This window comes from Entomobacter blattae (assembly GCF_014672835.1).
GTDB lineage: Bacteria > Pseudomonadota > Alphaproteobacteria > Acetobacterales > Acetobacteraceae > Entomobacter > Entomobacter blattae.
This window is the reverse complement of record NZ_CP060244.1, coordinates 84,566-106,320: the sequence shown is the minus strand read 5'-3', so window position 1 is coordinate 106,320 and position 21,755 is coordinate 84,566. Positions and strand designations below refer to the sequence as shown.

Below are 21,755 nucleotides of genomic sequence, written 5' to 3'. Positions count from 1 at the left end.
CCTGGTATTTAATATTCTGGGCAGGTTGTTACGGGTTGGATACCTCCTCTATGCTTTTTACTTCTTCTTAAAAAACTGAAGAGTATTGTCAATGTTCCGTTAATAGCTATATCGAAACAGTAGATTGAATGCCGCCAGGATAATGAGCCTGTCTGTAACACACATAAGCTTGCCAATAGTGTTATATATGCTTAGGCCTTCTTTTAAAGGGTAGCGATTTTTTTATGGTCTCGATGAGGCCAGTGGGTTATAAGTATTCTTTAGAAAACTCCTTAGCCGTCAGAATATAATAGTTTTTCCCTTTGATATGGCTTTTTTGAATCGTGCAAGAAAAAAGGCCTGACCATAAAAAGAGGGGGAATTTCCCCCCTTTCTTTTGTATTTTAGTCAAATACATCGCTGATAAAATACACTCGGCTAAGATAAAAGACTTAAAGTCTTAGGCCTTAACTTTAGCAGCCATTTTAGCAACATGGTTTCCAAGGAAACGGGCACCAGCAAGATCATTCGCAGAAGGTTGGCGAGAACCATCACCCCCAGCAATGGTAGAAGCACCATAAGGAGAACCACCGGTAATTTCGTCGGTAGACATCTGACCCTGGAAGCTATAGGGCAAGCCACTGATTAACATGCCATGATGGAGCAGGTTGAGATGAATGGAAAGAAGGGTTGTTTCCTGGCCGCCATGCTGTGTGCCGGTAGAAGTAAAGCCTGCACCAATTTTGCCAATAAGGGCACCTTTAAACCATAGCCCACCGGTAGCATCCCAGAAAGAAGCCATCTGTCCAGACATACGGCCAAAACGTGTTGGGGTGCCAACAATAATGGCGTCATAGTTTGGCAGGTCATTCGGAGTAGCAATAGGTGCAGCCTGATCCAGCTTAAAGTTGTTCTGACGAGCAATATCTTCTGGGAGGGTTTCCGGTACCCGTTTTACGTCTGCGGTGCTGCCGGCTTCGCGTGCACCTTCAGCTACTGCGTTTGCCATGGTTTCAATATGGCCGTAGCTGGAATAGTACAAAACAAGGACTTTACTCATAGTAACATTACCTTTTTCTTCTTTAGAGGACGATCCAAAAGGAAATAGCCATTTTGGAAGTTGTATCATAGAAATGCTCCATCTTTTTTACACAGAAAAAGCAGACTGTTGAAAATGCAAATCCGGGAAAATAATTAATTGTTATCCTGCTGCTTTAAATAGACATGATGGAAAACGAATACTAAAAATTGCTTCCGGGAATGACATATAATTGCCTATATCATAATTTCAATTAATAGCAAATCTTACTTTCTGCATAATGGTTTTGAGCTCTGCACAATTAATTGCTTGCTTTTAATATAAAATAAATAGAAACATCAGAAAACAATTATTTCGAAAATTAAGAATTATGTCACGTTTACCAGATTTAGAAGCATGGGCCATATTTGCCAAATTGGCTGAGATTGGCTCCTTTACCGGAACAGCGGCTGAGCTGGGAATTTCTGTTGCAACGGTTTCCAAGGCTATTCATCGTTTGGAACAAAGGGTTGGGGCGACCCTGCTTAATCGCACGTCGCGTCGTGTAATGTTAACCGAACTGGGGAATCATCTGGCGCGCAACGCAACAGATATGCTGGTGAATGCTGAGCATATGGAAACAGAGGCCAAATCCCAGACTTCTACATTAGCCGGCGTTATTCGGATTGCGGTTCCCATGTCGTTTGGGTTTCGGCATGTCGCTCCCCTTCTGCCAGATCTGCTGAAGAAGTATGAAGGGCTTTCGATAGATCTTCACCTTGATGACAGTATAGTAGATCTTATTGGGGGGCGTTTTGACCTGGCGTTGCGGATAGCCAATTTGGCGGATTCTTCCTTGCGTGTTCGCCGAATTTGTAATGTTCGTCGCCTTTTAGTAGGCTCGCCTGAATATTTCCAAAAACATGGCAGGCCAGAACATCCTAATGACTTGGTTCATCATGATTGCCTCGGATATGTCTATTTACCAACACCAGGTGTGTGGCGTTTTATTCATGAACAGTCGGGGGAGACGGTCTCCGTTGTTCCCTCAGGGCGGCTGCGGGCTAATAATGGCGATGCCTTAACAGCTTCCCTCTGTGCTGGGTTAGGCATCGCCGTTCAGCCAGAATTCACTATCTGGAAAGAACTCGAGGCCGGTGCGCTGGAAGCCGTGATGCTGGATTGGTCCTTACCTCATCTTACGCTTAATGCCGTGATGCCCCCAGGAACCTTGCGCCCAGCCCGGGTGATGCTGGTGACAGATTTTCTTGTTGAGGAACTACGGAAAGCTTTATGGGCTTATTATAAATACCATAAGGATGAATAACCCTTTGTAGAAGGAAGTCCTTTTATTCTAGCTTGCTGCTAAAAGGATTTGTCACGAGAGAAGGGAATGTCCTTCCTGAAGCACGGCTTTTGCTTCTTGGCTGTATTTTCCGTCTTCTTGATGCAGGGTGAGCCCAGGGAGAATCCGGCCCATGCCAGCAGAGTATTTATAGGCTTGAATAAGAATGATTTTGGGCTGCTTGCCTGCTTTAGGCCAAAGGGGGAAAAGCGTAATTCTGCCCAGGCTATTTTTTTCCATAAGCTGGCAAGCTTGGGGGTAAAGCCCTGTGGGTAATATGAGGGTAAGGGTTCCTTGCTGTTTGAGTAATCGTGCCAAGCTTGCTATCCACTCACTGAGCATGCCTGGTAAAAGCCTGCGGGCAGCTTCTCGCCGAGGGTTGGGAGAAGGGGTTCCAGAATCTGCATGCCAGGGAGGATTGGCAAAAGCATGATCGAATCTTAGCTTTCCACTAGCTGCATCTTGCATCATGAAAGAAGGAATGTGGGGAATGGTCGCGTGAATGCATTGAAGGTTTTGAAAGTTGTTGATAGAAAAATTTTCTCGCGCCAAAAGGGTGGTTTCTTGGTCTTGTTCTAGTCCAAACCCCCGGATTCCCGGAACTCTATGGGCTAGGCACATCAAACCTGCCCCCGTGCCGCAACCGCCTTCTATTACGGCGTCTCCGCGTTTGGCGGGAATAAAAGCCGAGAGGAGGACAGGTTCAATGCCTGTACGATACCCTGCAGCAAGTTGGTTATAGACGAGCCTTCCTCCCAAGAGGAAATCGTGCGTATAGAGATTAGTGGTTGGGCTTAAGGTGGGCACAGAGAAAAACACTCGTTGGAAAGTTCATAAACAACTAAAAATAGCATAGGAGAAGATCAAAAACAGGGAGGATAAAAAAAGCTAATGCTTGATCGTTTTGTTCTTTTCCGCCTATACAATATTCAGTTTATATTCATGGTGGAAGCCATATTTAAAGGGTATGTCCCACATTTATTATAAAAGATTGCATTATCCAAACTCCAAAGCGTGTTGAAAGAAAAAGTTATGAGTACAGCCCTCACCGGAAATGAGGAAGCATTACGTATACTGGCTGATTATCTGAAAGATGATATGCAGGCTTGTAACCGCACTATTATTTCTCGTATGGATAGCCCTGTTCCACTTATTCCTCAGCTTGCTGCTCACCTTATTGCAGCGGGGGGCAAAAGGCTCAGACCCCTTCTTACCTTGGCTTCTGCACGGCTGTGTGGGTACCCTTATGGCCCAGAGCATCAGCGCCATATTAAACTTGCAGCATGTGTTGAGTTTATCCATACGGCAACCCTTTTGCACGATGACGTTGTTGACGATAGTAATCTGCGTCGTGGTTTGGCGAGTGCCAACGCCGTTTTTGGAAATAAGGCCTCGGTTCTGGTGGGCGATTTTCTGTTTGCTCGCTCCTTTCAGCTTATGACGGATGATGGGTCGCTGAAGGTTATGGGCATTCTGTCCTCTGCTGCTGCGACTATTGCGGAAGGGGAGGTTTTGCAAATGTCTACCCAGAATGACCTCTCAACCTCCATAGAGAAGTATCTGGATGTTATTCATGGGAAAACGGCTGCCCTTTTTGCTGCAGCTTGTCGTATTGGGGCTATTATTACCGAACGGCCAGAAAGGGAAGAGCTTGCATTGGAAAGTTTTGGTACGAATTTAGGCATGGCTTTTCAGCTGGTTGATGATGCCTTGGATTACGCAGCTAACCAGGGAACTTTAGGAAAAACGATAGGGGATGATTTTCGGGAAGGAAAAATTACCCTTCCTGTTCTGGCGGCCTACCAGAAAGCCGAAGGTGTAGAAAAAGTTTTTTGGAAACGGGTTATTGAGCAAAATGAACAAACAGATCAGGATCTTGAAATGGCCTTATCCTATATTGAAAAAAGCCATGCCATACAGGCGACAATGGACAAGGCAGACTGGTATGCTCAAAAAGCGATAGACGCTTTAAACGTTTTTGAAGAAACGCCCCTGCGAAAAATGTTGGTTGATACTACATACTATACGGTTAATCGGGCAAGATAGCCGATGGAGAGAGAGAGTTTTTAAAAGCAAAAATTTTCATTTCTCGGTTAAACCCGTAAGGAACCAGCCTTTCTTTTAAGGCTTCGGGGTAAAGGGGGGGGGCTGTAAAATATATGTCTTCTGCCTGGGAAGTCAGCTTGAGTTGGTTACGGGTTTTAAGAGAAGATCCTTGCTGGTGAGTAAGAACTTTTATAGATTGACGGGCTACTGCATCTGCTGGATCCAGCCAGGTGATGGAAGAAGAGGTTAGCTCCTGAAAGATACCCAGTAAAAAGCTATAATGGGTGCACCCAATGCAGACTGTATCAATCAATTCTCCACCAGGTTGGCTAAAAAGTGCCAGAAGCTCCCTTTGAATGGCCGTTTTATCAATTGTCCTATTTCTAAAAACGTCTTCAGCGATGGGGGCTAATATATGGCTACCATGGGTTAAAAGGCGGCAATTTTTGGCATAACGTGTATAAAGCTCGGAAAGGTACTGCCGTTTAACGGTAGCAGGAGTAGCTAAAAGGCCGATATAATGGGTTTTTGTACTATCTGCTGCCCATTTTATTGGCGGGACACATCCAATAAAAGGCATGAAGGAAAAGGCCTGTCTTAGGGCATCTAGGGCTATGGTGCTCGCTGTGTTACAGGCTATGACCACAGCATCAGGTTGCAGGGCCGTAATGGCTTCGCCCATTAGCGCGACAATTCTCTTTTTAAGGGCTTCTGCCGGCACCTCTCCATAGGGGAAAACAGCATTGTCAATTAAATGATCGATCAGGATATCTGGAGCCTGCTTACGTATGGCACGAACAATACTGAGGCCCCCTATCCCGGAATCAAAAGTGAGTAAACGCTGTTTTATTGGGGTCATGGTCTTCTTTTGGTCAGGCAAGTGATCAGTAAGACAAATCAGGCGCTTTGGGTAATTTTGTGTTGTAGGGCTTCTTCCACACTTCCAACCCCTCCACGCTGTGCTGACCAGGCGCAGGGATTCTCTAGAAAATTCCGCACTTCAGTGGTAGATTTCTCGTCAAAATAAGGGCGTTGCGCACAGGCATCCAGCACATCCCACCATGTGCATAACGCATGCAGGTTAATACCCATATTCGCCAAGGTCTCATGAGAGCCAGGAAAAACACCGTAGGAAAACACAACAAATGTATCTTCAATAATAGCACCAGCTTTGCGCAGGGCATTGGCAAAATGCACTTTTGAACCCCCATCTGTTGTAAGATCCTCTACCAAAAGAGTCCTCATCCCTTCGGGGACATCGCCTTCAATTTGGGCATTTCTGCCAAAACCTTTGGGTTTTTTGCGAACATAGGCCATGGGGGTCATTAACTTATCTGCAATCCAGGCAGCGAAGGGAATGCCAGCCGTTTCACCGCCCACTACGGCTTCTATCGTTTCATAACCAATGTGGCGCCCTATCTTTTCTGCTGCAAGCTCAATAATTTTTGTTCTGGCACGAGGGAAAAAGATAATGCGCCGACAATCAATATAAACAGGTGATTTCCACCCAGATGTTAGGGTGTAGGGGGCCTCGGGTCTAAAATTTACAGCCTTGATTTCCAGCAGAATGTTGGCTGCTATCAATGCGGCTTCCCTATCCCAGTCAAGAGGGGAGGAGAGAGAACGATTTTCTGCTTTTTTGGAATGTTGCATAAGAGAAGAATCCTTGTGCAGTATTGCTGAAGAGGAAAGAAGGCGCGTGCGCAAAATAAAGATGGGTATAAACACATCAAGAAGATTTACAGTTCAATAGCATGAAACAGCTTTTGGTATCTAGAGCTATTGTAGGGGAGTTCCTTTTACGGAATAGAGGGATTATGGCAGAAAAATCTGGAAAATTTACAGCAGGAAAATAGCGTAAAAAGCAAGAAGGGAAGGAACGGAAGCCCTTCTTTTTATGTTAAATAGGTTTTGGGAGTGAAAAATTTTAGAATGAGCTTTGTAAATGAACTTGCTTTTCTTCCCGTATAGGGTGCATAATTAGCAGCCTTAAGAATTATTTGCATTTTTGGAGTATATGCTGTGGTTGTTTCCACCCATCAGCTTGACCGGATTACGCGTAAGTGTGAAAAGGCAGTTATTACCGCCTATCAGGAGTTAAAAGGGATTGGGCGGAGTGATGTCCAGGCTTTTGATAGCTGTACAACCTTGTATCGTATCCACCATCCTGAGGCCTCTATTAATGAAGCCCGACTCCTTGTTTCAGAGTGGATTGACCATCATGTGGTTAAAAAGGCTACAGGGCCAACACCAGGTTGCCGGTGTGATTAATCAGTGTGAGTAATAAAGGCGCCCCGCTGGACACACAAGAATTATAGCTCGCAGTTCGTGCCCCCGATATTTGTTTTTCCAGGATTGTTTTAAAAAAGGATTGTCCCTTTCTTTTTCAGAAGAGAAAGGGTTTTTTGTATGAGCGGGACAATTAATCGCGGGTGGAGATAGGGGTAAAGTGCCTTAAAGAAGCACCAGTATAAAGCTGGCGGGGCCGATTAATCCGCTGGGTTCCTTCAATCATTTCCTTCCACTGGCTAATCCAGCCTGTTGCTCTGGCAACGGCAAACAGGGGTGTAAACATGGAAGAGGGGATCCCTAGTGCCCTGAAGATGATCCCTGAGTAGAAATCCACATTGGGATAGAGCTTCCGCTCGATAAAATAAGGGTCTTCAAGGGCAATTTTTTCAAGCTCCATGGCAAGTTCTAATAAGGGCTCGTGGGTAATGCCCAATTCGTTAAGAACATCGTGGCAGGCGTTTTGCATGATTTTTGCACGGGGATCAAAGTTTTTATATACTCTGTGCCCAAACCCCATAAGGCGAATACCGCTGTTTTTATCTTTGACCTTTTCAATAAAAGCGGGAATATTTTCTTTGCGGCCGATGGAGTCAAGCATCTTCAAAACGGCTTCATTGGCCCCTCCATGGGCTGGCCCCCAAAGGGCTGCAATTCCTGCGGAGATACAAGCAAAAGGATTGGCCCCTGTTGAACCCGCAAGTCTGACAGTGGAGGTTGAGGCATTTTGCTCATGATCTGCGTGCAGGATTAAAATGCGGTCAATAGCCCGAGCGACAACGGGGTTCATGACGTAGGGCTCCATGGGTGTGGCAAACATCATGTAGAGAAGATTTTCTGAATAAGAATATTCACTACGGGGATACATAAAGGTCTCCCCTTGGGTGTATTTATAGGCCCAGGCTGCAATGGTAGGAATTTTGGCAATAAGCCGGATAGCAGAAAGCATACGGCTTGCTTCGTTAGAAATATCTACAGCTTCATGGTAGAAGGCTGAAAGGGCTCCTACGGTTCCGCATAATATAGCCATGGGGTGAGCATCTCTACGGAAGCCATTAAAAAAATTTCTGATTTGCTCGTGTAGCAGAGACTGTTTTTTAAGAAGTTGGCTAAAATGACGATATTGCTCCACATTGGGGAGTTCCTCATTCAAAAGCAGATAGGCAACTTCAGTAAAGGTGGCGCGTTCAGCTAGCTCTTCAATAGGGTATCCTCGGTAGAGAAGCAGGCTCTTTTCGCCGTCAATAAAAGTAATTTTACTTTCGCATGAAGCAGTCCCAACAAAACCTGGGTCGTAATTAAGTAGGCCAAGCGCAGAGGATAAGGCGTGGATATCAATAACATCTGGCCCCATTGTTCCTTTGATGATGGGGAGAGAAACGCTTTCATCTCCAGCAGTTACAGAGACACTCGATACAGGCTTGGTCATGTTAGGCTCCAAAATTCGGGGTTTGGATGTCATTCTTATTTTTGTGGTAGTTTGAGGCCAAAGAGGAAAGGGGATATACCGGCAAAATAGGAAAATATAAGGATATTATTTTTTTGGGTTTTTGGCGGCTATGGCTTCATGATGGCAAATCACCTCACGGATGATGAAGTTAAGGAATTTTTCTGCAAAATCCGGATCAAGATGGGCTTCTTGCGCCAATCTTCGCAAGCGGGCAATCTGCTGGGTTTCCCTTTTGGGATCAGCTGGGGGGAGAGAAAATTTAGCCTTAAGTTTACCAATAGCTTGGGTATGGCGAAAACGCTCAGCAAGCATGTGAATAAGAGCTGCATCGATATTATCAACCGACTGGCGAAGCGCGAGAAGGATTTGATCGGAAGAAGTATTGTCATCATCAAAAAAAGGGAGATGGGCCGTCATAAGGGGGACATATCCTGAAATATACAGTGTTGCACTGTTCATAGTTACATCTCTCTTAAGAAGAGATAAAGGGGAAAAACAAAATTTTTAAGGATCTTAGCGAGTCCTTATCTATAGAGGAATAGCTACAAAGCAGACTCTATCGGCCCGCTGAGAGAAGTAAATAGAATGGGTTTGGTTAAGGGAAAAAAAGGGAGTGCTGGCATTCTTATTCAACAATATTCGCTATGGCAGGCTTTGCGCTAGAGGGACATATTTGCACCATTTTCGCGGTTAAGAGAAAACGAAAAGCGTGTTCAATATCAGCCACAAGATCCTGCCAATTTTCAAGCTCAACGTAAAAACGGCACATTGGCCTTGGAAACGGCTTGCTAACATTGTGGGTGACAGACCCTAAACTTGGCAGCACCAAGCTTTCATATTCCCCCATATAGTGCAGTGGAAAGGCTATGGCGTTTGTAGCTGCCCGTGGGATTGTAATTTTTACTTGCTACGAGGGTCGAACGGGGGAAGGCATGCGAATGGGCATATGACCTTTTTGCTGATGGGCAGAGAGACGGTTTTGAAAATGCACCAGCAGGTTTTCAAAAGGTGCTTGTGGCCTATGAGGGGGGAGTGATGCGCTGATTCATGGATTGGGAGGAAGATCTATCCAGGAAAGGTGTCCTCCTTTTCCTGCTCCTGTATCAAGGAAAACTGCTATTCCACCTGCGTTGCCCTGTATAGTCCAGGGTGTTCCATCTTCTGAGCGTTGATCGTGCCCGCAATAAAGGGTGAGGCCGTGGGGGATATGATCAACCCAGCTAATGGAGCGTTTGGGGTAGCCATCCTCCTTTATCTCGCTCATAACCTTGCCGAACAGGGCGCGGGCAAGAAGGGGAGTCATTTTTCCTGTTATGGGTGGAGGATCTTCTACCAGCATAGAGGGGTGGAAACCTCCGTGGACAAAAAAATAAGATCCTATCTTAAACCAGGCAGGAGCTTCCTGGATGGCTTTCAGAAATGGCGTTATAAGATGTCTATGAGTAGAAGAATGAAGCATATCCAATGTGTATTGTAAGGCAGGGCCGATGGTAACATTTTTTCCTTCTAGGGCACGGGCCAGCTTACGTTCATGATTTCCAGCAATAAAAAGCCCTTTGTCGCTTTGGAGAGTATGAAGCATAAGCTCAATAACGCCGGCACTATTAGGCCCGTTATCAACCAGATCACCGAGTTGGATAACAAAATGGGGGGTGTTCAGTGCACAAGAAAAAGCCTCTTTTTCTCCATGAACATCCCCCACTACCCGTAATGGGGTAGTTTTTAATAGGAAAGACTTGATAAACAAGGAAGAAGTCATAGTAAGATCCCGAAAGAGGGCGCCTTTGACAAATGATACGTGCGAGAAAAATGCCGGTAGTATGATTGATAATGGGCTGGGATGTTGAGCATGTGGACAGGATAGAAGATTGACATTCAGAAATGTTGCATGAATATGAGAGCCGTTGCAACTAAGGTCTCAACGGTTGTGAAGAGAACTGTTTGTTTTACAGTCTAATATTTTGTTTACACTCCAATATAAAGGGAAAGTGGGTATGGAAGGCATAAAGCGTGTAGGATATAAGCCTTTTCAGGCAAAAATCTGTAGTGCAGAAGAAGCAGCCCTCCATATTCAGCATAATGACCTTGTCGGGATGAGCGGATTTACGGGGTCTGGCTATCCCAAGGATATTCCCCAGGCCCTTGCCCAGAATGCCCAAAGGCTTCACACTGAAGGAAGGCCTTTTTCCATAAGGTTAGTGACGGGGGCTTCAACTGGGCCAGAGCTGGATGGCTCTTTAGCCCAGGCCCAGGCGGTGAGTTTCCGTAGCCCCTATAATTCTGAAAAGGCCATGCGAGCGCTCATTAATGCGGGCCAGGTGGCGTATGTTGATGGGCATTTGAGTCGCACTGGTGATAGTGTGGATGCTGCGATATGGGGAGAGATGGATGTTGCTGTTATCGAGGTTTCAGCCATAACCGAAGACGGAGCCCTCATCCCTTCGTCCTCTGTGGGGAATAACCAGACCTGGTTGGATAACGCAAAAACCGTTCTCTTAGAGGTTAATAGTTGGCAGAGCGCGGATTTTTTAGGGTTTCATGATATTTATCGGCATGAAGGGCAGGGGGCATTTCAGCCTATTCCCTTAACCGAGGTGAATGGCCGGGTTGGTAAAAATACTTTCTGGGTTGATCCGCAAAAAGTCAAAGGCGTGGTGCTTACCCATACTCCGGATCGAAATGCCGATTTTTCTGCACCCGATGATGCAGCAGAAAAAATTGCGGGATATTTGTTGGATTTTTACTCCCATGAGGTCAAAAAGGGGCGTCTACCACCTTCTCTTTTTCCATTGCAGTCTGGGGTGGGTAATATTGCGAATGCTGTTTTGGCGGGTTTGAAAAAAGGGCCTTTTCGGAATCTTCAAGGGTTTACGGAAGTTATCCAAGATGGCATGTTGGAACTGCTCGATGAAGGCGTTATGGAAAAAGTCTCCGCAACAGCTTTCTCCCTTTCCCCAGCTCAGGCTGCTGCTTTTAACACTCATGCCCAGCGCTATCAGGGGCGGGTGATTTTGCGGCCGCAAGCCATAAGTAATCATGCAGAGCTCATCAGGCGTTTTCATATTATTGCCATGAATGGGCTTTTAGAGGCTGATATTTATGGGAATGTAAACTCTACTCATGTTATGGGGTCTGCCATACAAAATGGAATTGGTGGTTCGGGGGATTTTGCCCGTAATGCCCTACTGTCAGTTTTTATGACTCCCTCTATAGCAAAGGGTGGAAAAATTTCTACTATCGTGCCGGCTGTTCCCCATGTAGATCATATCGCACAGGATGTACATGTGGTGGTGACCGAGCAGGGCCTGGCCGATTTAAGGGGGCTTTCTCCTGTTCAGCGGGCGCAGAAAATTATTGCAATCTGTGCGCATCCCCTTTATCGCCCTATGTTGGAAGAGTATTTTCAGCATGCTCAAAAACAGTCTTTTTCATTCCATAAACCTGTTTTATTGCCTCAGGCCTTTTCATGGCATCAGCGTTTTATTGAGACGGGGAGCATGCTTGTTTCTAGCTGAAATGATTTTTTTAAAAGTAAAAAACGCCACATCCTTCTTGGTGTGGCATTTTTTAGGCTCTTAAATCCTTCAAAGGGAAGATTTTTAAAAAAGGGACAGACTTTTAGAGAAGGAAAAACCTTAGCGCATAATCCCTGTATGGCCAATAGAGAAGCGGCCAGGCTGGGGCCATACTGTAAGCCCGTGAGGTTCCTCCCCCACGGCGATTTTTTTCATGGCGCCCGTTTCGGTATCAATAGCGTAAACGACATCGTCGAAGCGGCCTGAAAGCCAGAGCGTTTTTCCATCAATACTCACATTGCCCATATCTGGGCTCCCTCCATCGGGAATGGGCCATGTGGCGATAACCTTATTGGTTGCAAAATCTATAACGCTGACACTTCCCTTTTTACTATGGGGTTCACCATGGATTTTATGGGTGCCACGATTGGCAACATACATTTTAGTCGCATCCCTACTGGGATAAAGGCCATGAGTCCCTACCCCTGTTGGGATAAATCCAATCTCCTTAAGGCTATCACCATCCACAATAAAAACGCCATCGGCTAACATGTCAGCGACATAAAAGATTTTACCATTCGGTGCAGCGAGTACGTCTTGGGGCATCCCTCCCTTTGAAAGTTTAAGATAGCCCATCACCTTGGGTGTGGAGATGTCAATTTTTGCAATATAGCCACCGAACTCGCAGGTAAAGAGGGCATAACGACCATTCTGCGAATAGGCTGCATGGTTGATGCCCTTACAGTTGGGGACTGAGAGCGAGTGTTTGAGTTCCATGGTATGCGGGTCGCGAAAATCAAGCCGTTTGCGGGCTTCAGCGACAACAATGGCATATTGGCCATCGGGGGTAAAATACATATTGTAGGGGTCATCAACAGCAATGGCTTTCCCAGGTTTTCCGGTTTTGGGATCGATGGGGGTCAGGCTGCCATGTGTTGTACCTTCGGCGTTATTAGTGACCCAAAGGGTTTGTAAATCCCATGAGGGGACAACGTGCTGGGGGCTACGCCCAACCTTAAAAGTATCGACGACTTTCATACTGGTTGGATCAATCACAGAAATACTGTTGGAACGAAGGTTAGGAACATACACACGGCTTAGGGCCTCTTTTGCCGTAGCGGAAAGGTTAGAGGGGTTGGCTTCACTATAAATATTATTGGGGTTAACCACCGGTGGCATATGATCCAATGGAGGAGCCGTTTCTAGCGAGGAAGAGGTGTTGGGAGATGTAGGGGATTCTTCTTTGGGGGCTGGAGCGGTTGATGGGGCAGCAGGATCATTGGCATAAACAGCAGGGCTGACGGAAAAGAGAAAAGTTGAAGAGAGGCTGACCATTAAAAACGAGGCTTTTAAAAATTTATATGGTTTAGTTAATATATTTTGCATGGATTATTGTCCTGAAATTAAAATTTGTTTTTGTTGAATAGCCTTAATTGTCGCTTTAATTTGGTATGTTATTCCCTGCTGCCCCAGTTCAGCACTGGCTTTTCTTGGATCTCCACCGTAAATACCCTGTTGGGCCGTGGGTGCTGGTGCATTGCGCAGCTGCACTAAGCGGACATAAGAGGGGTCGACAGCAAGCATCAAGGAAGTATCGTTGATATCGGCATGCTTGCCTATATCCTGGCCAAAACCATGCTGGCGCAAATAGGTATTAAAATGGGTTTGAAGGACCGAATAATATTCAGGCACATAAAGAGCGTAACTTTTTTCTCGGGCCCGACCTTCTTTGGCCCAGCGTTTGTTCAGGGCTTGGGCAACATCGGCCACAATATGTTGGTAGCCCCCGTGGTCGCCAATAAAAACAATAAGGTTGAACCCATGGGTTTGGAAGCTTTCAGCTGTAGATATGAGTAGGGATTTGAACGTTTGTTCAGGAATGGAAATTGTTCCAGGAAAACGCATATGGGATGTCGGGGGCGTAATATTGCCTTCAGGGACGTACGCTATCACGGGTGCTACCAGGGTATGCCCAACTTGTTGGGCAATTTGTTGGGCAAGGCTTGCAACACGTGCATTATGTTTGCCTATAGCTATATAAGGCCCGCTTTGTTCTGTACCCCCTATAGGGATAATGATCGTGCGGGTACCGGCTTTTTCTTTTTGTAGGATTTCAGTCCAAGTCAGTTTTTCTAGCTCAACCTGTTCCTGCTCTTGGTCTTGAGCCTGGGCCGGAAAAGCAAGGTATAAAAGAATAAAAAATAGTCTGCTGAGGGTAAAAAAACGATGCTGGGAGAAGGAAAAAATACATTTATTGCCCAGTCGGCAAAAGGGAAAGCGGCTCATAGGAAAAATTATTGGAAAGGTTTGAAAGTGGGAGGGAGAATGTGGGTCATATTATAGTTCAGTTGTTCTTCAGTGAGTTGAAAGCCAACCTCTATTTGGTAACCTTCTACATTCAGTGTATCGGAAATCGGCAGGGAAATCTTTACAAGCTTTGTGGATGCTGAAATTTGCGAAATATTTTCGGGGAAGGTTATTTCCTGTGAGTATTCATATTTATTTTGGATTGAGCCATTATGGAGGACCGCAACAAAATAAGGAATATTGATTGTTCTACTCTTGGCAGCAGGGCCCTGCTGGATGGTCATTTTTAGGGAGAGGCGGGTCGCAATCGCTGTTTTTTCTTCATTGGCATAGCCACAATCTCCATGGAGAGAGGCAATATTAGCTCTGGTGATCAGATTGGAGAGATCTGAACTGCCTGATTGGTGGTTATAATAGTCTGCTGCGTTTTTTAATACTTCTACATGAGGGCATTGGGGGGCAAAGCTTTTTGAACTGCCAGAGGAACACCCTCCCAGTATCAGAGAACCACCTGCTAGAAGGGTGATAAGGAAGGGTGAGAAAGGTTTGGCTTTCGAGGAAAACAGGAAGGGAAAAAACATATTCTGGTTCCACATTATAGGTCTTGTAAGAGTATTTGGCAGTTTTAACGCAGGGCGGTTTCGTCCGTGTAGATGACTGAAACACTCCTTGGTGGCGTTATCATTGTGGCGTTATCATAGAATAATCTATAAAAAACAGTAATCATGAACAATTTCTCATGAGCCTGTAGCGAGAATACCACGCTCTTGTGTAAGGCCAGAACGTAAAAAAATTAATACTGGTAAAAACTTATAGTATCCCCCATATATTTTCAGTATAGCTATATGAGTGAATAAAGTGTGGTTTAGTGTTCTTTCTCCCCATTTTGAACAGAAGGCTGTAATGTCCCAAACGGTGTTGCCCCAGACAAAATCTAAAAATCCATCTTCTTCTTCAAAAACAGCAGGTACGTTACCACGACTGAAAGTCCTTCTGGCTGGCCCAAGGGGCTTTTGTGCGGGAGTGGATCGTGCCATTCGGGTAGTAGAAGAAGCCATACGGCGCTATGGTGCTCCAGTCTATGTCCGCCATGAGATTGTTCATAACAGGACTGTGGTGGAAATGCTTGAAAAGAAAGGGGCCATCTTTGTAGAAGAACTTGATGAGGTTCCAGAAGATGCCCATGTTGTTTTTTCTGCTCATGGAGTGCCCAAAAGTGTTCCAGTGGAGGCCCAAAGACGGAACCTCCTTTATCTAGATGCTACCTGCCCCTTGGTTTCAAAGGTGCATCGTGAGGCAGAACGTCACTACGCCAATGGTGATCCTGAAGAAAGCCGCCATATCCTGATGATAGGCCACGCTGGTCACCCTGAAGTTGTAGGCACTATGGGGCAGCTTCCGCCAGGGGCTGTTACACTTATTAATGATGCCGAAGAAGCTCGAACTGTTCAGCCAGAAAACCAAGATCGGTTGGCTTTCATTACCCAAACAACCCTTTCAGTTGATGATACAGCAGAAATTGTAAAAATCCTGCGGGAACGTTTTCCCAACATTGAGGGGCCGCGGCGTGAGGATATTTGCTATGCGACGACCAACCGTCAGGAGGCCGTTAAGCAAATTGCATCTTCTTGCGATTTAATGATTGTTATAGGTTCGCCCAACTCTTCCAACTCTCAAAGGTTGCGCGAGGTAGCTGAACGTTCTGGTGCCCCTCGGGCTATTCTTCTCCCTCGTTTGGATGATCTTGATTGGTCTGTGCTGGAAGGGGTTGAAGCTCTCGGGATTACGGCTGGAGCTTCTGCTCCTGAAAGTCTGGTTCAGGAAATGGTGCAAGCTCTTTCCCATCGGTATGAATTGCAGATAGAAGAACGGAGCGTTAAGGAAGAGCATGTCACGTTCCGTCTTCCCTTTCCGTTAGGGTAGTAGTGTAAAAAGGGTGTTATGGCTGTTTATACCAATTTGGCAGAAGAAAAACTCAGGGCATTTCTTCTGCTTTTTGATGTGGGTGAATTGTTGACCTTTTCAGGAATTAGTGAAGGGGTAGAAAATTCCAATTTTTTTGTTCAAACCACTCGGGCTCGCTATATTCTTACCTTGTTTGAAAAAAGAGTATCGTCGCAGGATTTGCCATGGTTTATGGAACTTATGCAATTTTTGCACGCCCAGGGAATCCACTGTCCCCGTCCGGTAATGGATAGAAGTGGTACAATCATTCATCTTCTGGAAGGACGCCCAGCCACATTAACCACATTTCTGAATGGGCAGTGGAAAAAAAATCCTCATCAGCAGGACTGCAGGGCCCTTGGAGTAGCAATGGCTAAATTCCACTGGGCAGGGAAAGGTTTTGTCCAAGAACGTCTTAATTCTGTGGGTATTCATACTTGGCGGGGGTTATGGGCGCAGTGTGAAGAAAAAGCCGAAATATTCGAAGCGGGTCTTAGTACAAAAATTGGTCGTCTTCTGACAACGGTTGAACAGCAGTGGCCTTCTCAGCACGCCGGATTACCGAGAGGGCAGATTCATGCAGATCTCTTTCCCGACAATGTCTTTTTTGAAGGAGACGTGATTAGCGGCATAATAGATTTTTATTTTGCCTGCACAGATTTTTTGGCCTACGATGTTGCCATTGCCTTGAATGCCTGGTGTTTTGATAAAAGTTTTCTTCCGGAGAATGTCAAGGCGTTGTTGGATGGGTATAGAAGTGTCCGGCATTTTCAACCCCAAGAATGGCAGTCCTTGCCAATTTTATGCCTGGGGGCGGCGTTGCGCTTTTTTCTAACACGCCTTCATGATTGGTTTGCTACCCCTGAAGGGGCACATGTTATTAAAAAAGATCCACGGGAATATATGATGAAGCTGGATTTTTTTTCTCAGCAAAGAGATTTTCTCGTAGCTTTTCAGGCCTGAATTTTTGCACGCATGATAGAAAAAGGTTTAAAAAAAGTAGATATCTGGACGGATGGTGGCAGTAAACCCAATCCTGGCCCGGGGGGATGGGCAGCCCTTTTACGCTTTGGAAAACATGAGAAAGAAATTTCTGGGTTTGAACAAGAAACAACCAATAACCGCATGGAACTTACAGCGGCGGCCAAGGCCTTGGAAACGTTGAAGGAGCCTTGCGAGATCAATCTTTATACCGATAGCCAGTATGTCCGCCGAGGCATTACAGAGTGGTCAGCGGGGTGGATAAAGCGTAACTGGCGCGGAGCTTCGAATAAGCCGGTATTAAATGTGGATTTATGGCAGAGAGTATTGAAGGCTGCGGAAAGGCATATCATTACCTGGCACTGGGTAAAGGGACATGCTGAGAGCGCAGAAAATAACCGGGTTGATGAACTGGCAACGCTGGCACGCAAAAGCGCAGAGACACAGACCTAAGGGCCCCAGCCCTCTACCTTCCTGCAGGGATTGAAACTGCAAGGATTACAACGTTTTTCTCATGGGGCGTATCTCTTTGCAAGTGTGGCTTCTAGAGCAGGGGAATGCACCCTTATGAACAAGCCGTTTTGTAGTTTCTGTCTTAAAAAAAGTCAGAATGACGTTTTACTTTACAAAGAAATACAGCTTCTGGATTTTCTACCCTGTGGGAGAGGGAGAGGGAGAGGGAGAGGGAGAGGGAGAGGGTAGGCATGCCCTTAAAAATCTTCTCCCTCCTCTCTTGAGTTTGCTTAGGGTTCTCCAGCGGCTCCCTGTTGGCCTGTCGCATTCCATCCACCGCCTGGTTGGCCGGCATAAGTGGTATAGGTCGAAGATGCGTTATAAGGAGGCGAGACGGGGGCATTGAAAAAGAATCGCATTCCTCCTGCTTCCAGAGCTGGACCATTATAAGGTTCGCGGGGAGTTTGGTTGGCTGTTACAGAAGGAAGGCCAGAGGGTTTTTGTGATGTGACACTATCACTGCTGGAAGTTTCTGTGTCATAAGTGACGGGTTTATAGCGGGAATAGTCTGTATCAGGTGTAGCGGTCGAGGTAGGGGCAACATTATCGCTGCGTGGTATAGCAGAAGGCTGGGTACGTTGGCTATTTTGGGCAAAAGTAGGGGTGGCAATCATAAAGGCCAAAGCAAAGTAACTTCCTGCAAGCAGGGAGGGTAAAAGAACAGTTTTCATAATATCTCCAATCCCGAATGGGTTAGTCTCGCAGATGGGTTTGTTTTGAACATGTTTTTGATCGGGCAAGAACCCTGCTCAGAAAATATGTTAATGACATAACGCCTGTTAATTCCATAGGCATGAATGGCACGGTTTGGCTAAATTATGCTATAAAGGCTAATGGAAATAAGAATGGTTGAATATAGAGAGTTCATCAATACCTTATTAATATGATAATTTTTCTAGTGACAATGCAATGTCTTGGGGAAAATATTTTATTTTTGTGTTTTTCGATCACAAGGCGTTTATGTCATGTATATCATGGTGAAAGCAATAAAGCTGGCATATTCGCAAACCACAAGGTTACTGGCCTATGACAAGATCCATTTTGGTAAGGCTGTGCCTCTAAGGTCGTACTATATTCTTGGTGTGGTGAAGCTTGCGTTTGGGTTAAAGAGTATCAGAGGTCTTAGAGACCGTGGTTGATAAGGTTTTTTCATTACAATAGCCAATAGGGTTAGAAAACAGGTAGGGAGAGTTCAGACAAGATGCAAGAAAAACCTTCTAATGATGCTTCTCATAAAGAGCTCACTGAGTCTTCCCTTACGGTAGAGGATCTTTCAGCGCTGGAAAAAGCCCTTGAAGATGTTGAGCAACGCCGAAATGTTCTTGTTCGGTTGGCAGATCTGATGGGCGGGGCTGTAGGCCATATGGCAAGCCTAGGCATGCAGGGGATTAGTATGGCTCCTGCAGTCCAGAAAAAACTTCAAGGCGTGGTTCAGTCCTCCTTGAGCAGGGCTTTTGATGTTGCTGTTATAGGGGTAAAACATGGTGGCAAAAAATCCCCGGCAAAATGGCGGGAGCCTTTTGTCCATGCTGCTGTGGTGGCCTCTGGTGTTGCCGGGGGATTTGTGGGTGCGCCAGGCCTTGTGCCCGATATTGGGTTTACAACCCTAACCATCATGCGCGAAATTGCAAGGATTGCCCAAGAAGAGGGAGAGGATCTGAAAGATCCAGAAACCCGGCGGGCTTGCCTTGAAGTGTTTGCCTTACGATCGCTAAACCAAAAGGATTCGTCAGAGCGGGAAATAGGGTTCTTTTCAGCGAGAACATTACTGCGCGGGCGTCCGTTGATTATGCTGGTTTCAGAGGTGGCAGGGCATTATGGTTTGGCTCTTTCTCGCAAGATTTCCTTACAGATGACCCCTATTGCAGGCGCACTGTGTGGGGCTGCGCTTAATGCGGCTTTTTTGGCCCATTATAAGGCCTTGGCACGAGCGCATTTTGTTATTCGCCGCCTTGAACGCGAAAGGGGAGAATTAGCCCGTAATGTGGCCCATTCTGTGTATACAGCCCATCAAGAAAAATGGTCAGAAAAACAGGGGAAAGATACTCCCTTTTCATAAAAGGGAGAGCGCGTTGTGTTAAAGGATTTCGTACATAGAGTGGCCGGTTTTTGATGGATGAACGTAAGAAAACAAAAGGGCTATGGTAAAATCTGTGGGTTTTCCTTCTCAATGGCAAATAGATCCTGCATTGTTGGTACAGGCTTATCGTCAAGGGATCTTTCCCATGGCAGACTCTGCCCAGAGTCTGGAAGTTAGTTGGTATCAGCCCCAAAAAAGGGGGATCCTTCCCCTTGAGAGTTTTCATCTTCCCAAGAGCCTTAAAAAGAGAGTGCTTTCAGGCTATTTCACCATTACGGTTGATACAGTTTTTGAGCGTGTTATTGCCCTTTGCGCAGAAAGCACACCGCAGAGAGCGCATACATGGATTAATGCCCCCATTCAGGAAGTCTTCTGTTCTCTTTCACAGCAGGGATTGGCCCATAGTATAGAAGTGTGGGAAGGCTCGCAATTGTGTGGGGGGTTATATGGCCTGGCTCTGGGGGGAGCGTTTTTTGGAGAAAGCATGTTTAGCCGTACTCGTGATGCTTCAAAAGTGGCTTTGGTGCATCTGGTGGGAAGGATGAAAAAGGGTGGCTTTACCCTTTTGGATACCCAGTTTGTTACAGACCATCTTGCCCAGTTTGGTGCTGTGGAAATAACGGCCGAATCCTATGCAGAAAAATTGCATGCAGCCATCAAGAGAAAGGCCGATTGGTTGCCCCAGATGACTGCAAAAGAGGTGGTAGAAGAAGCCCTTGGACTTAAACATTTCCTCCAGCTCAAGGATTATGGCAAAAGCACTTAGATGAAGAGAAAAACTGATGGTATTATCCTTGTTTATACAGTAGGAAGAGGAAAAGAGCGTTTTGTTTTTCCCTTTGTTTTTTTGTGAATAGAGGGATAGATTTTTACGGAATTTGTTGGGTAAGGCTAGGGGCGTAGCAGCAAACGGTAGTACTACTTTGAGTGGAGGAATAAAATGAAGATGTGTTTTCGGTATGTCTATGGGAGTTTACTCATAAGCAGTCTGGTCGGGGTTGCTTTGCCGGTTATGGCTGCTGAAGATGTGCCCATCTCTTCCTCTTCTGTTAGTAATACTCTTTCTGCTCCCCCGCTTATGCCCCAAAAAGATGTAACGGTGACGTACCTAGTGCAGGCTGAAGATCAACCTAAGCAAAAATCGGTAAAAATTTATTTTTCCGGTAAAGGCGATTTGCTACGGATTGACGAGGTGGATGGCCAGGGGCAAATAGTTCTGGATCGTAAAAAACAGCTTATTACGATCATTATGAATGCCGATCGGGTCTATACCCAGATTTCCAAGAAGAAGGAAATCCGTAACCCGTTCTTGTTAGATAGCTCCATGCGCTTTCAGCAACAAGGCCGTAAACAATTGGTCGGGCAGGCTTGTACTGTATGGCAAATTCAGTCTGATCATGGAGAGTCTATCGCATGTGTTACTGACGATGGGGTGGTTTTACAGCAAGATGGTGCAGATGGAGCGGGAGTTAAGGGGCATTTAATTGCTCAAAGTGTCGTTTATGGAACTTTACCCGTTGCCTTGTTTGAACCCCCAGCTGGGTATGAACGGCGTGATCCTCCAAAGCCGGGCGAAGGGGTAGCCAAGCACGTTGACAAGCCAGAGAATGAGTAGGGTTTTTCTAGGGTATAGCGGAAAGAAGAGAGGGTTATGAAGAGATTTTCACAGATAAGTCTTGCTCTACTCGCAGGAGTGGCCTTACTAGCCGAACAGGCTTTTCAGCCTCTTGTGGCGTGGGCAGAAGAGAAGGAGCGTCAAGCACCTTATGTGACCCCACAGCGCGATGTAGATGTTACCTACTCCCTTCTTTCTCCTTTTCCAAAGGAACCTCCTGCTCTTCAGCGTATGCGTTGGTCGGTTTCAACCTTAAGACAGCGAGTGGATCCCGCTAAAACGGAAACTTACATGGTAACCAATTATCGGAATAATACCCTCACCGTTGTTGATCCTGTTAGAAAAATTATTACGATAACTCCTGCTCCAGGCGGTAAAATTGCTTTGCCAGGAGAAAAACCCTCAACAGGCGAATATCGTGCTCAGGGGAAGGCCACCCTTGTAGGTTTGAGTTGTACAGATTGGCATGTCACTGATACAGAAGGCAGGCCCAGTGACGTTTGTTATACAGATGATGGGATTATGCTCAGGGTAGTACAAGATGGGTTGGTAATGGTAAGGGCAACAAAAATAGATTTTACAAGCCAGCCGGATTCTGTCTTTGAAGCACCCTCAGATTACAGGAAAATCCAACCCCAGCACTAAGATTTTTTATGATTACTCTTTCTTTCTC

The 21,755-nt window shown here is 45.8% G+C and carries 22 protein-coding genes; 11 read left to right on the top strand and 11 right to left on the bottom strand.

Annotation, left to right across the window (positions count from 1 at the left end):
* Positions 1 to 439: 439 nt before the first annotated feature.
* Positions 440 to 1,039, bottom strand: coding sequence for an NAD(P)H:quinone oxidoreductase (wrbA, locus tag JGUZn3_RS00475; protein ID WP_203414722.1), 600 nt, complete (start codon positions 1,037 to 1,039; stop codon positions 440 to 442).
* Positions 1,040 to 1,388: 349 nt separating this feature from the next.
* Between wrbA and JGUZn3_RS00470 the strand changes: the two genes are divergently transcribed.
* Positions 1,389 to 2,324 carry a LysR family transcriptional regulator gene (locus JGUZn3_RS00470; RefSeq protein WP_203413851.1) on the top strand — a complete coding sequence of 312 codons (936 nt, stop codon included), beginning with the start codon at positions 1,389 to 1,391 and terminating at the stop codon, positions 2,322 to 2,324.
* Between the two features lie 51 nt (positions 2,325 to 2,375).
* Here the strand turns inward: JGUZn3_RS00470 and JGUZn3_RS00465 are convergent, their stop codons facing one another.
* A complete protein-coding gene (locus JGUZn3_RS00465) occupies positions 2,376 to 3,161 on the bottom strand; it encodes a tRNA1(Val) (adenine(37)-N6)-methyltransferase (RefSeq protein ID WP_203413850.1) in 786 nt (261 codons plus the stop codon).
* Between the two features lie 213 nt (positions 3,162 to 3,374).
* Here JGUZn3_RS00465 and JGUZn3_RS00460 point away from each other — a divergent pair, with 213 nt between their 5' ends.
* Positions 3,375 to 4,388, top strand: coding sequence for a polyprenyl synthetase family protein (locus JGUZn3_RS00460; protein WP_203413849.1), 1,014 nt, complete (start codon positions 3,375 to 3,377; stop codon positions 4,386 to 4,388).
* On the opposite strand, the gene murI is transcribed toward JGUZn3_RS00460, so the two are convergent.
* Positions 4,372 to 5,247, bottom strand: coding sequence for a glutamate racemase (gene murI / locus JGUZn3_RS00455; protein ID WP_203413848.1), 876 nt, complete (start codon positions 5,245 to 5,247; stop codon positions 4,372 to 4,374). The genes JGUZn3_RS00460 and murI overlap by 17 nt on opposite strands.
* A gap of 38 nt (positions 5,248 to 5,285) precedes the next feature.
* A complete protein-coding gene (locus tag JGUZn3_RS00450; protein ID WP_203413847.1) occupies positions 5,286 to 6,041 on the bottom strand; it encodes an orotate phosphoribosyltransferase in 756 nt (251 codons plus the stop codon).
* A 369-nt stretch (positions 6,042 to 6,410) separates the two neighbouring features.
* Here JGUZn3_RS00450 and JGUZn3_RS00445 point away from each other — a divergent pair, with 369 nt between their 5' ends.
* Positions 6,411 to 6,659, top strand: coding sequence for a hypothetical protein (locus JGUZn3_RS00445; RefSeq protein WP_203413846.1), 249 nt, complete (start codon positions 6,411 to 6,413; stop codon positions 6,657 to 6,659).
* A 151-nt stretch (positions 6,660 to 6,810) separates the two neighbouring features.
* On the opposite strand, the gene JGUZn3_RS00440 is transcribed toward JGUZn3_RS00445, so the two are convergent.
* The 3 genes from JGUZn3_RS00440 to JGUZn3_RS00430 form a co-directional block, all read right to left on the bottom strand.
* The gene (locus JGUZn3_RS00440) at positions 6,811 to 8,106 is read right to left on the bottom strand and encodes a citrate synthase (RefSeq protein ID WP_203413845.1); all 1,296 of its coding nucleotides are present in this window, start codon (positions 8,104 to 8,106) and stop codon (positions 6,811 to 6,813) included.
* 105 nt (positions 8,107 to 8,211) lie between these two features.
* Positions 8,212 to 8,544 (bottom strand): chorismate mutase, encoded by a 333-nt coding sequence (locus tag JGUZn3_RS00435; protein ID WP_203414721.1) that lies wholly within the window; start codon positions 8,542 to 8,544, stop codon positions 8,212 to 8,214.
* 628 nt (positions 8,545 to 9,172) lie between these two features.
* On the bottom strand, positions 9,173 to 9,886 hold the full coding sequence (locus JGUZn3_RS00430) for a metallophosphoesterase (protein WP_203413844.1): 714 nt from the start codon (positions 9,884 to 9,886) through the stop codon (positions 9,173 to 9,175).
* Between the two features lie 235 nt (positions 9,887 to 10,121).
* Here JGUZn3_RS00430 and JGUZn3_RS00425 point away from each other — a divergent pair, with 235 nt between their 5' ends.
* Entirely contained in the window at positions 10,122 to 11,642 is a 1,521-nt protein-coding gene (locus tag JGUZn3_RS00425) for a succinate CoA transferase (protein ID WP_203413843.1), read from the top strand.
* A gap of 120 nt (positions 11,643 to 11,762) precedes the next feature.
* Here JGUZn3_RS00425 and JGUZn3_RS00420 read toward each other — a convergent pair whose 3' ends face one another.
* From JGUZn3_RS00420 to JGUZn3_RS00410, 3 genes are read right to left on the bottom strand one after another with little or no spacing between them, the layout of a single operon-like run.
* Positions 11,763 to 12,977: a YVTN family beta-propeller repeat protein gene (locus JGUZn3_RS00420; protein WP_408871782.1), complete on the bottom strand. Its 1,215-nt coding sequence runs from the start codon at positions 12,975 to 12,977 to the stop codon at positions 11,763 to 11,765.
* A 54-nt stretch (positions 12,978 to 13,031) separates the two neighbouring features.
* Complete coding sequence (locus tag JGUZn3_RS00415) at positions 13,032 to 13,928, bottom strand: creatininase family protein (RefSeq protein ID WP_203413841.1); 897 nt, start codon at positions 13,926 to 13,928, stop codon at positions 13,032 to 13,034.
* A gap of 8 nt (positions 13,929 to 13,936) precedes the next feature.
* Positions 13,937 to 14,530, bottom strand: coding sequence for a hypothetical protein (locus JGUZn3_RS00410; RefSeq protein WP_203413840.1), 594 nt, complete (start codon positions 14,528 to 14,530; stop codon positions 13,937 to 13,939).
* 322 nt (positions 14,531 to 14,852) lie between these two features.
* Here JGUZn3_RS00410 and ispH point away from each other — a divergent pair, with 322 nt between their 5' ends.
* Genes ispH through rnhA form a run of 3 tightly spaced genes read left to right on the top strand, consistent with a single transcriptional unit; the run spans position 14,853 to position 17,327 of the window.
* The gene (gene ispH / locus JGUZn3_RS00405) at positions 14,853 to 15,872 is read left to right on the top strand and encodes a 4-hydroxy-3-methylbut-2-enyl diphosphate reductase (RefSeq protein WP_203413839.1); all 1,020 of its coding nucleotides are present in this window, start codon (positions 14,853 to 14,855) and stop codon (positions 15,870 to 15,872) included.
* Positions 15,873 to 15,890: 18 nt separating this feature from the next.
* Complete coding sequence (locus JGUZn3_RS00400; protein WP_203413838.1) at positions 15,891 to 16,856, top strand: homoserine kinase; 966 nt, start codon at positions 15,891 to 15,893, stop codon at positions 16,854 to 16,856.
* Positions 16,857 to 16,868: 12 nt separating this feature from the next.
* On the top strand, positions 16,869 to 17,327 hold the full coding sequence (rnhA, locus tag JGUZn3_RS00395) for a ribonuclease HI (RefSeq protein ID WP_203413837.1): 459 nt from the start codon (positions 16,869 to 16,871) through the stop codon (positions 17,325 to 17,327).
* A 290-nt stretch (positions 17,328 to 17,617) separates the two neighbouring features.
* Here rnhA and JGUZn3_RS00390 read toward each other — a convergent pair whose 3' ends face one another.
* Positions 17,618 to 18,058: a hypothetical protein gene (locus tag JGUZn3_RS00390; protein ID WP_203413836.1), complete on the bottom strand. Its 441-nt coding sequence runs from the start codon at positions 18,056 to 18,058 to the stop codon at positions 17,618 to 17,620.
* Positions 18,059 to 18,588: 530 nt separating this feature from the next.
* On the opposite strand from JGUZn3_RS00390, the gene JGUZn3_RS00385 reads away from it, so the two are divergent.
* The 4 genes from JGUZn3_RS00385 (at position 18,589) to JGUZn3_RS00370 (ending at position 21,727) form a co-directional block, all read left to right on the top strand.
* Complete coding sequence (locus tag JGUZn3_RS00385) at positions 18,589 to 19,446, top strand: EcsC family protein (protein ID WP_203413835.1); 858 nt, start codon at positions 18,589 to 18,591, stop codon at positions 19,444 to 19,446.
* Positions 19,447 to 19,528: 82 nt separating this feature from the next.
* On the top strand, positions 19,529 to 20,233 hold the full coding sequence (gene aat, locus JGUZn3_RS00380; protein ID WP_203413834.1) for a leucyl/phenylalanyl-tRNA--protein transferase: 705 nt from the start codon (positions 19,529 to 19,531) through the stop codon (positions 20,231 to 20,233).
* A 174-nt stretch (positions 20,234 to 20,407) separates the two neighbouring features.
* Complete coding sequence (locus JGUZn3_RS00375) at positions 20,408 to 21,082, top strand: DUF4412 domain-containing protein (RefSeq protein ID WP_203413833.1); 675 nt, start codon at positions 20,408 to 20,410, stop codon at positions 21,080 to 21,082.
* A 36-nt stretch (positions 21,083 to 21,118) separates the two neighbouring features.
* Positions 21,119 to 21,727 carry a hypothetical protein gene (locus JGUZn3_RS00370; protein ID WP_203413832.1) on the top strand — a complete coding sequence of 203 codons (609 nt, stop codon included), beginning with the start codon at positions 21,119 to 21,121 and terminating at the stop codon, positions 21,725 to 21,727.
* Positions 21,728 to 21,755 lie beyond the last annotated feature (28 nt).

Bases quoted from the DNA above. Each gene is read 5' to 3' on its own strand.
- wrbA (WP_203414722.1), bottom strand. From the start codon at position 1,039: ATGAGTAAAGTCCTTGTTTTGTACTATTCCAGCTACGGCCATATTGAA.
- JGUZn3_RS00470 (WP_203413851.1), top strand. From the start codon at position 1,389: ATGTCACGTTTACCAGATTTAGAAGCATGGGCCATATTTGCCAAATTG.
- JGUZn3_RS00460 (WP_203413849.1), top strand. From the start codon at position 3,375: ATGAGTACAGCCCTCACCGGAAATGAGGAAGCATTACGTATACTGGCT.
- murI (WP_203413848.1), bottom strand. From the start codon at position 5,247: ATGACCCCAATAAAACAGCGTTTACTCACTTTTGATTCCGGGATAGGG.
- JGUZn3_RS00450 (WP_203413847.1), bottom strand. From the start codon at position 6,041: ATGCAACATTCCAAAAAAGCAGAAAATCGTTCTCTCTCCTCCCCTCTT.
- JGUZn3_RS00440 (WP_203413845.1), bottom strand. From the start codon at position 8,106: ATGACCAAGCCTGTATCGAGTGTCTCTGTAACTGCTGGAGATGAAAGC.
- JGUZn3_RS00435 (WP_203414721.1), bottom strand. From the start codon at position 8,544: ATGACGGCCCATCTCCCTTTTTTTGATGATGACAATACTTCTTCCGAT.
- JGUZn3_RS00430 (WP_203413844.1), bottom strand. From the start codon at position 9,886: ATGACTTCTTCCTTGTTTATCAAGTCTTTCCTATTAAAAACTACCCCA.
- JGUZn3_RS00425 (WP_203413843.1), top strand. From the start codon at position 10,122: ATGGAAGGCATAAAGCGTGTAGGATATAAGCCTTTTCAGGCAAAAATC.
- JGUZn3_RS00420 (WP_408871782.1), bottom strand. From the start codon at position 12,977: ATGGTCAGCCTCTCTTCAACTTTTCTCTTTTCCGTCAGCCCTGCTGTT.
- JGUZn3_RS00415 (WP_203413841.1), bottom strand. From the start codon at position 13,928: ATGAGCCGCTTTCCCTTTTGCCGACTGGGCAATAAATGTATTTTTTCC.
- JGUZn3_RS00410 (WP_203413840.1), bottom strand. From the start codon at position 14,530: ATGTTTTTTCCCTTCCTGTTTTCCTCGAAAGCCAAACCTTTCTCACCC.
- ispH (WP_203413839.1), top strand. From the start codon at position 14,853: ATGTCCCAAACGGTGTTGCCCCAGACAAAATCTAAAAATCCATCTTCT.
- JGUZn3_RS00400 (WP_203413838.1), top strand. From the start codon at position 15,891: ATGGCTGTTTATACCAATTTGGCAGAAGAAAAACTCAGGGCATTTCTT.
- rnhA (WP_203413837.1), top strand. From the start codon at position 16,869: ATGATAGAAAAAGGTTTAAAAAAAGTAGATATCTGGACGGATGGTGGC.
- JGUZn3_RS00390 (WP_203413836.1), bottom strand. From the start codon at position 18,058: ATGAAAACTGTTCTTTTACCCTCCCTGCTTGCAGGAAGTTACTTTGCT.
- JGUZn3_RS00385 (WP_203413835.1), top strand. From the start codon at position 18,589: ATGCAAGAAAAACCTTCTAATGATGCTTCTCATAAAGAGCTCACTGAG.
- aat (WP_203413834.1), top strand. From the start codon at position 19,529: ATGGTAAAATCTGTGGGTTTTCCTTCTCAATGGCAAATAGATCCTGCA.
- JGUZn3_RS00375 (WP_203413833.1), top strand. From the start codon at position 20,408: ATGAAGATGTGTTTTCGGTATGTCTATGGGAGTTTACTCATAAGCAGT.
- JGUZn3_RS00370 (WP_203413832.1), top strand. From the start codon at position 21,119: ATGAAGAGATTTTCACAGATAAGTCTTGCTCTACTCGCAGGAGTGGCC.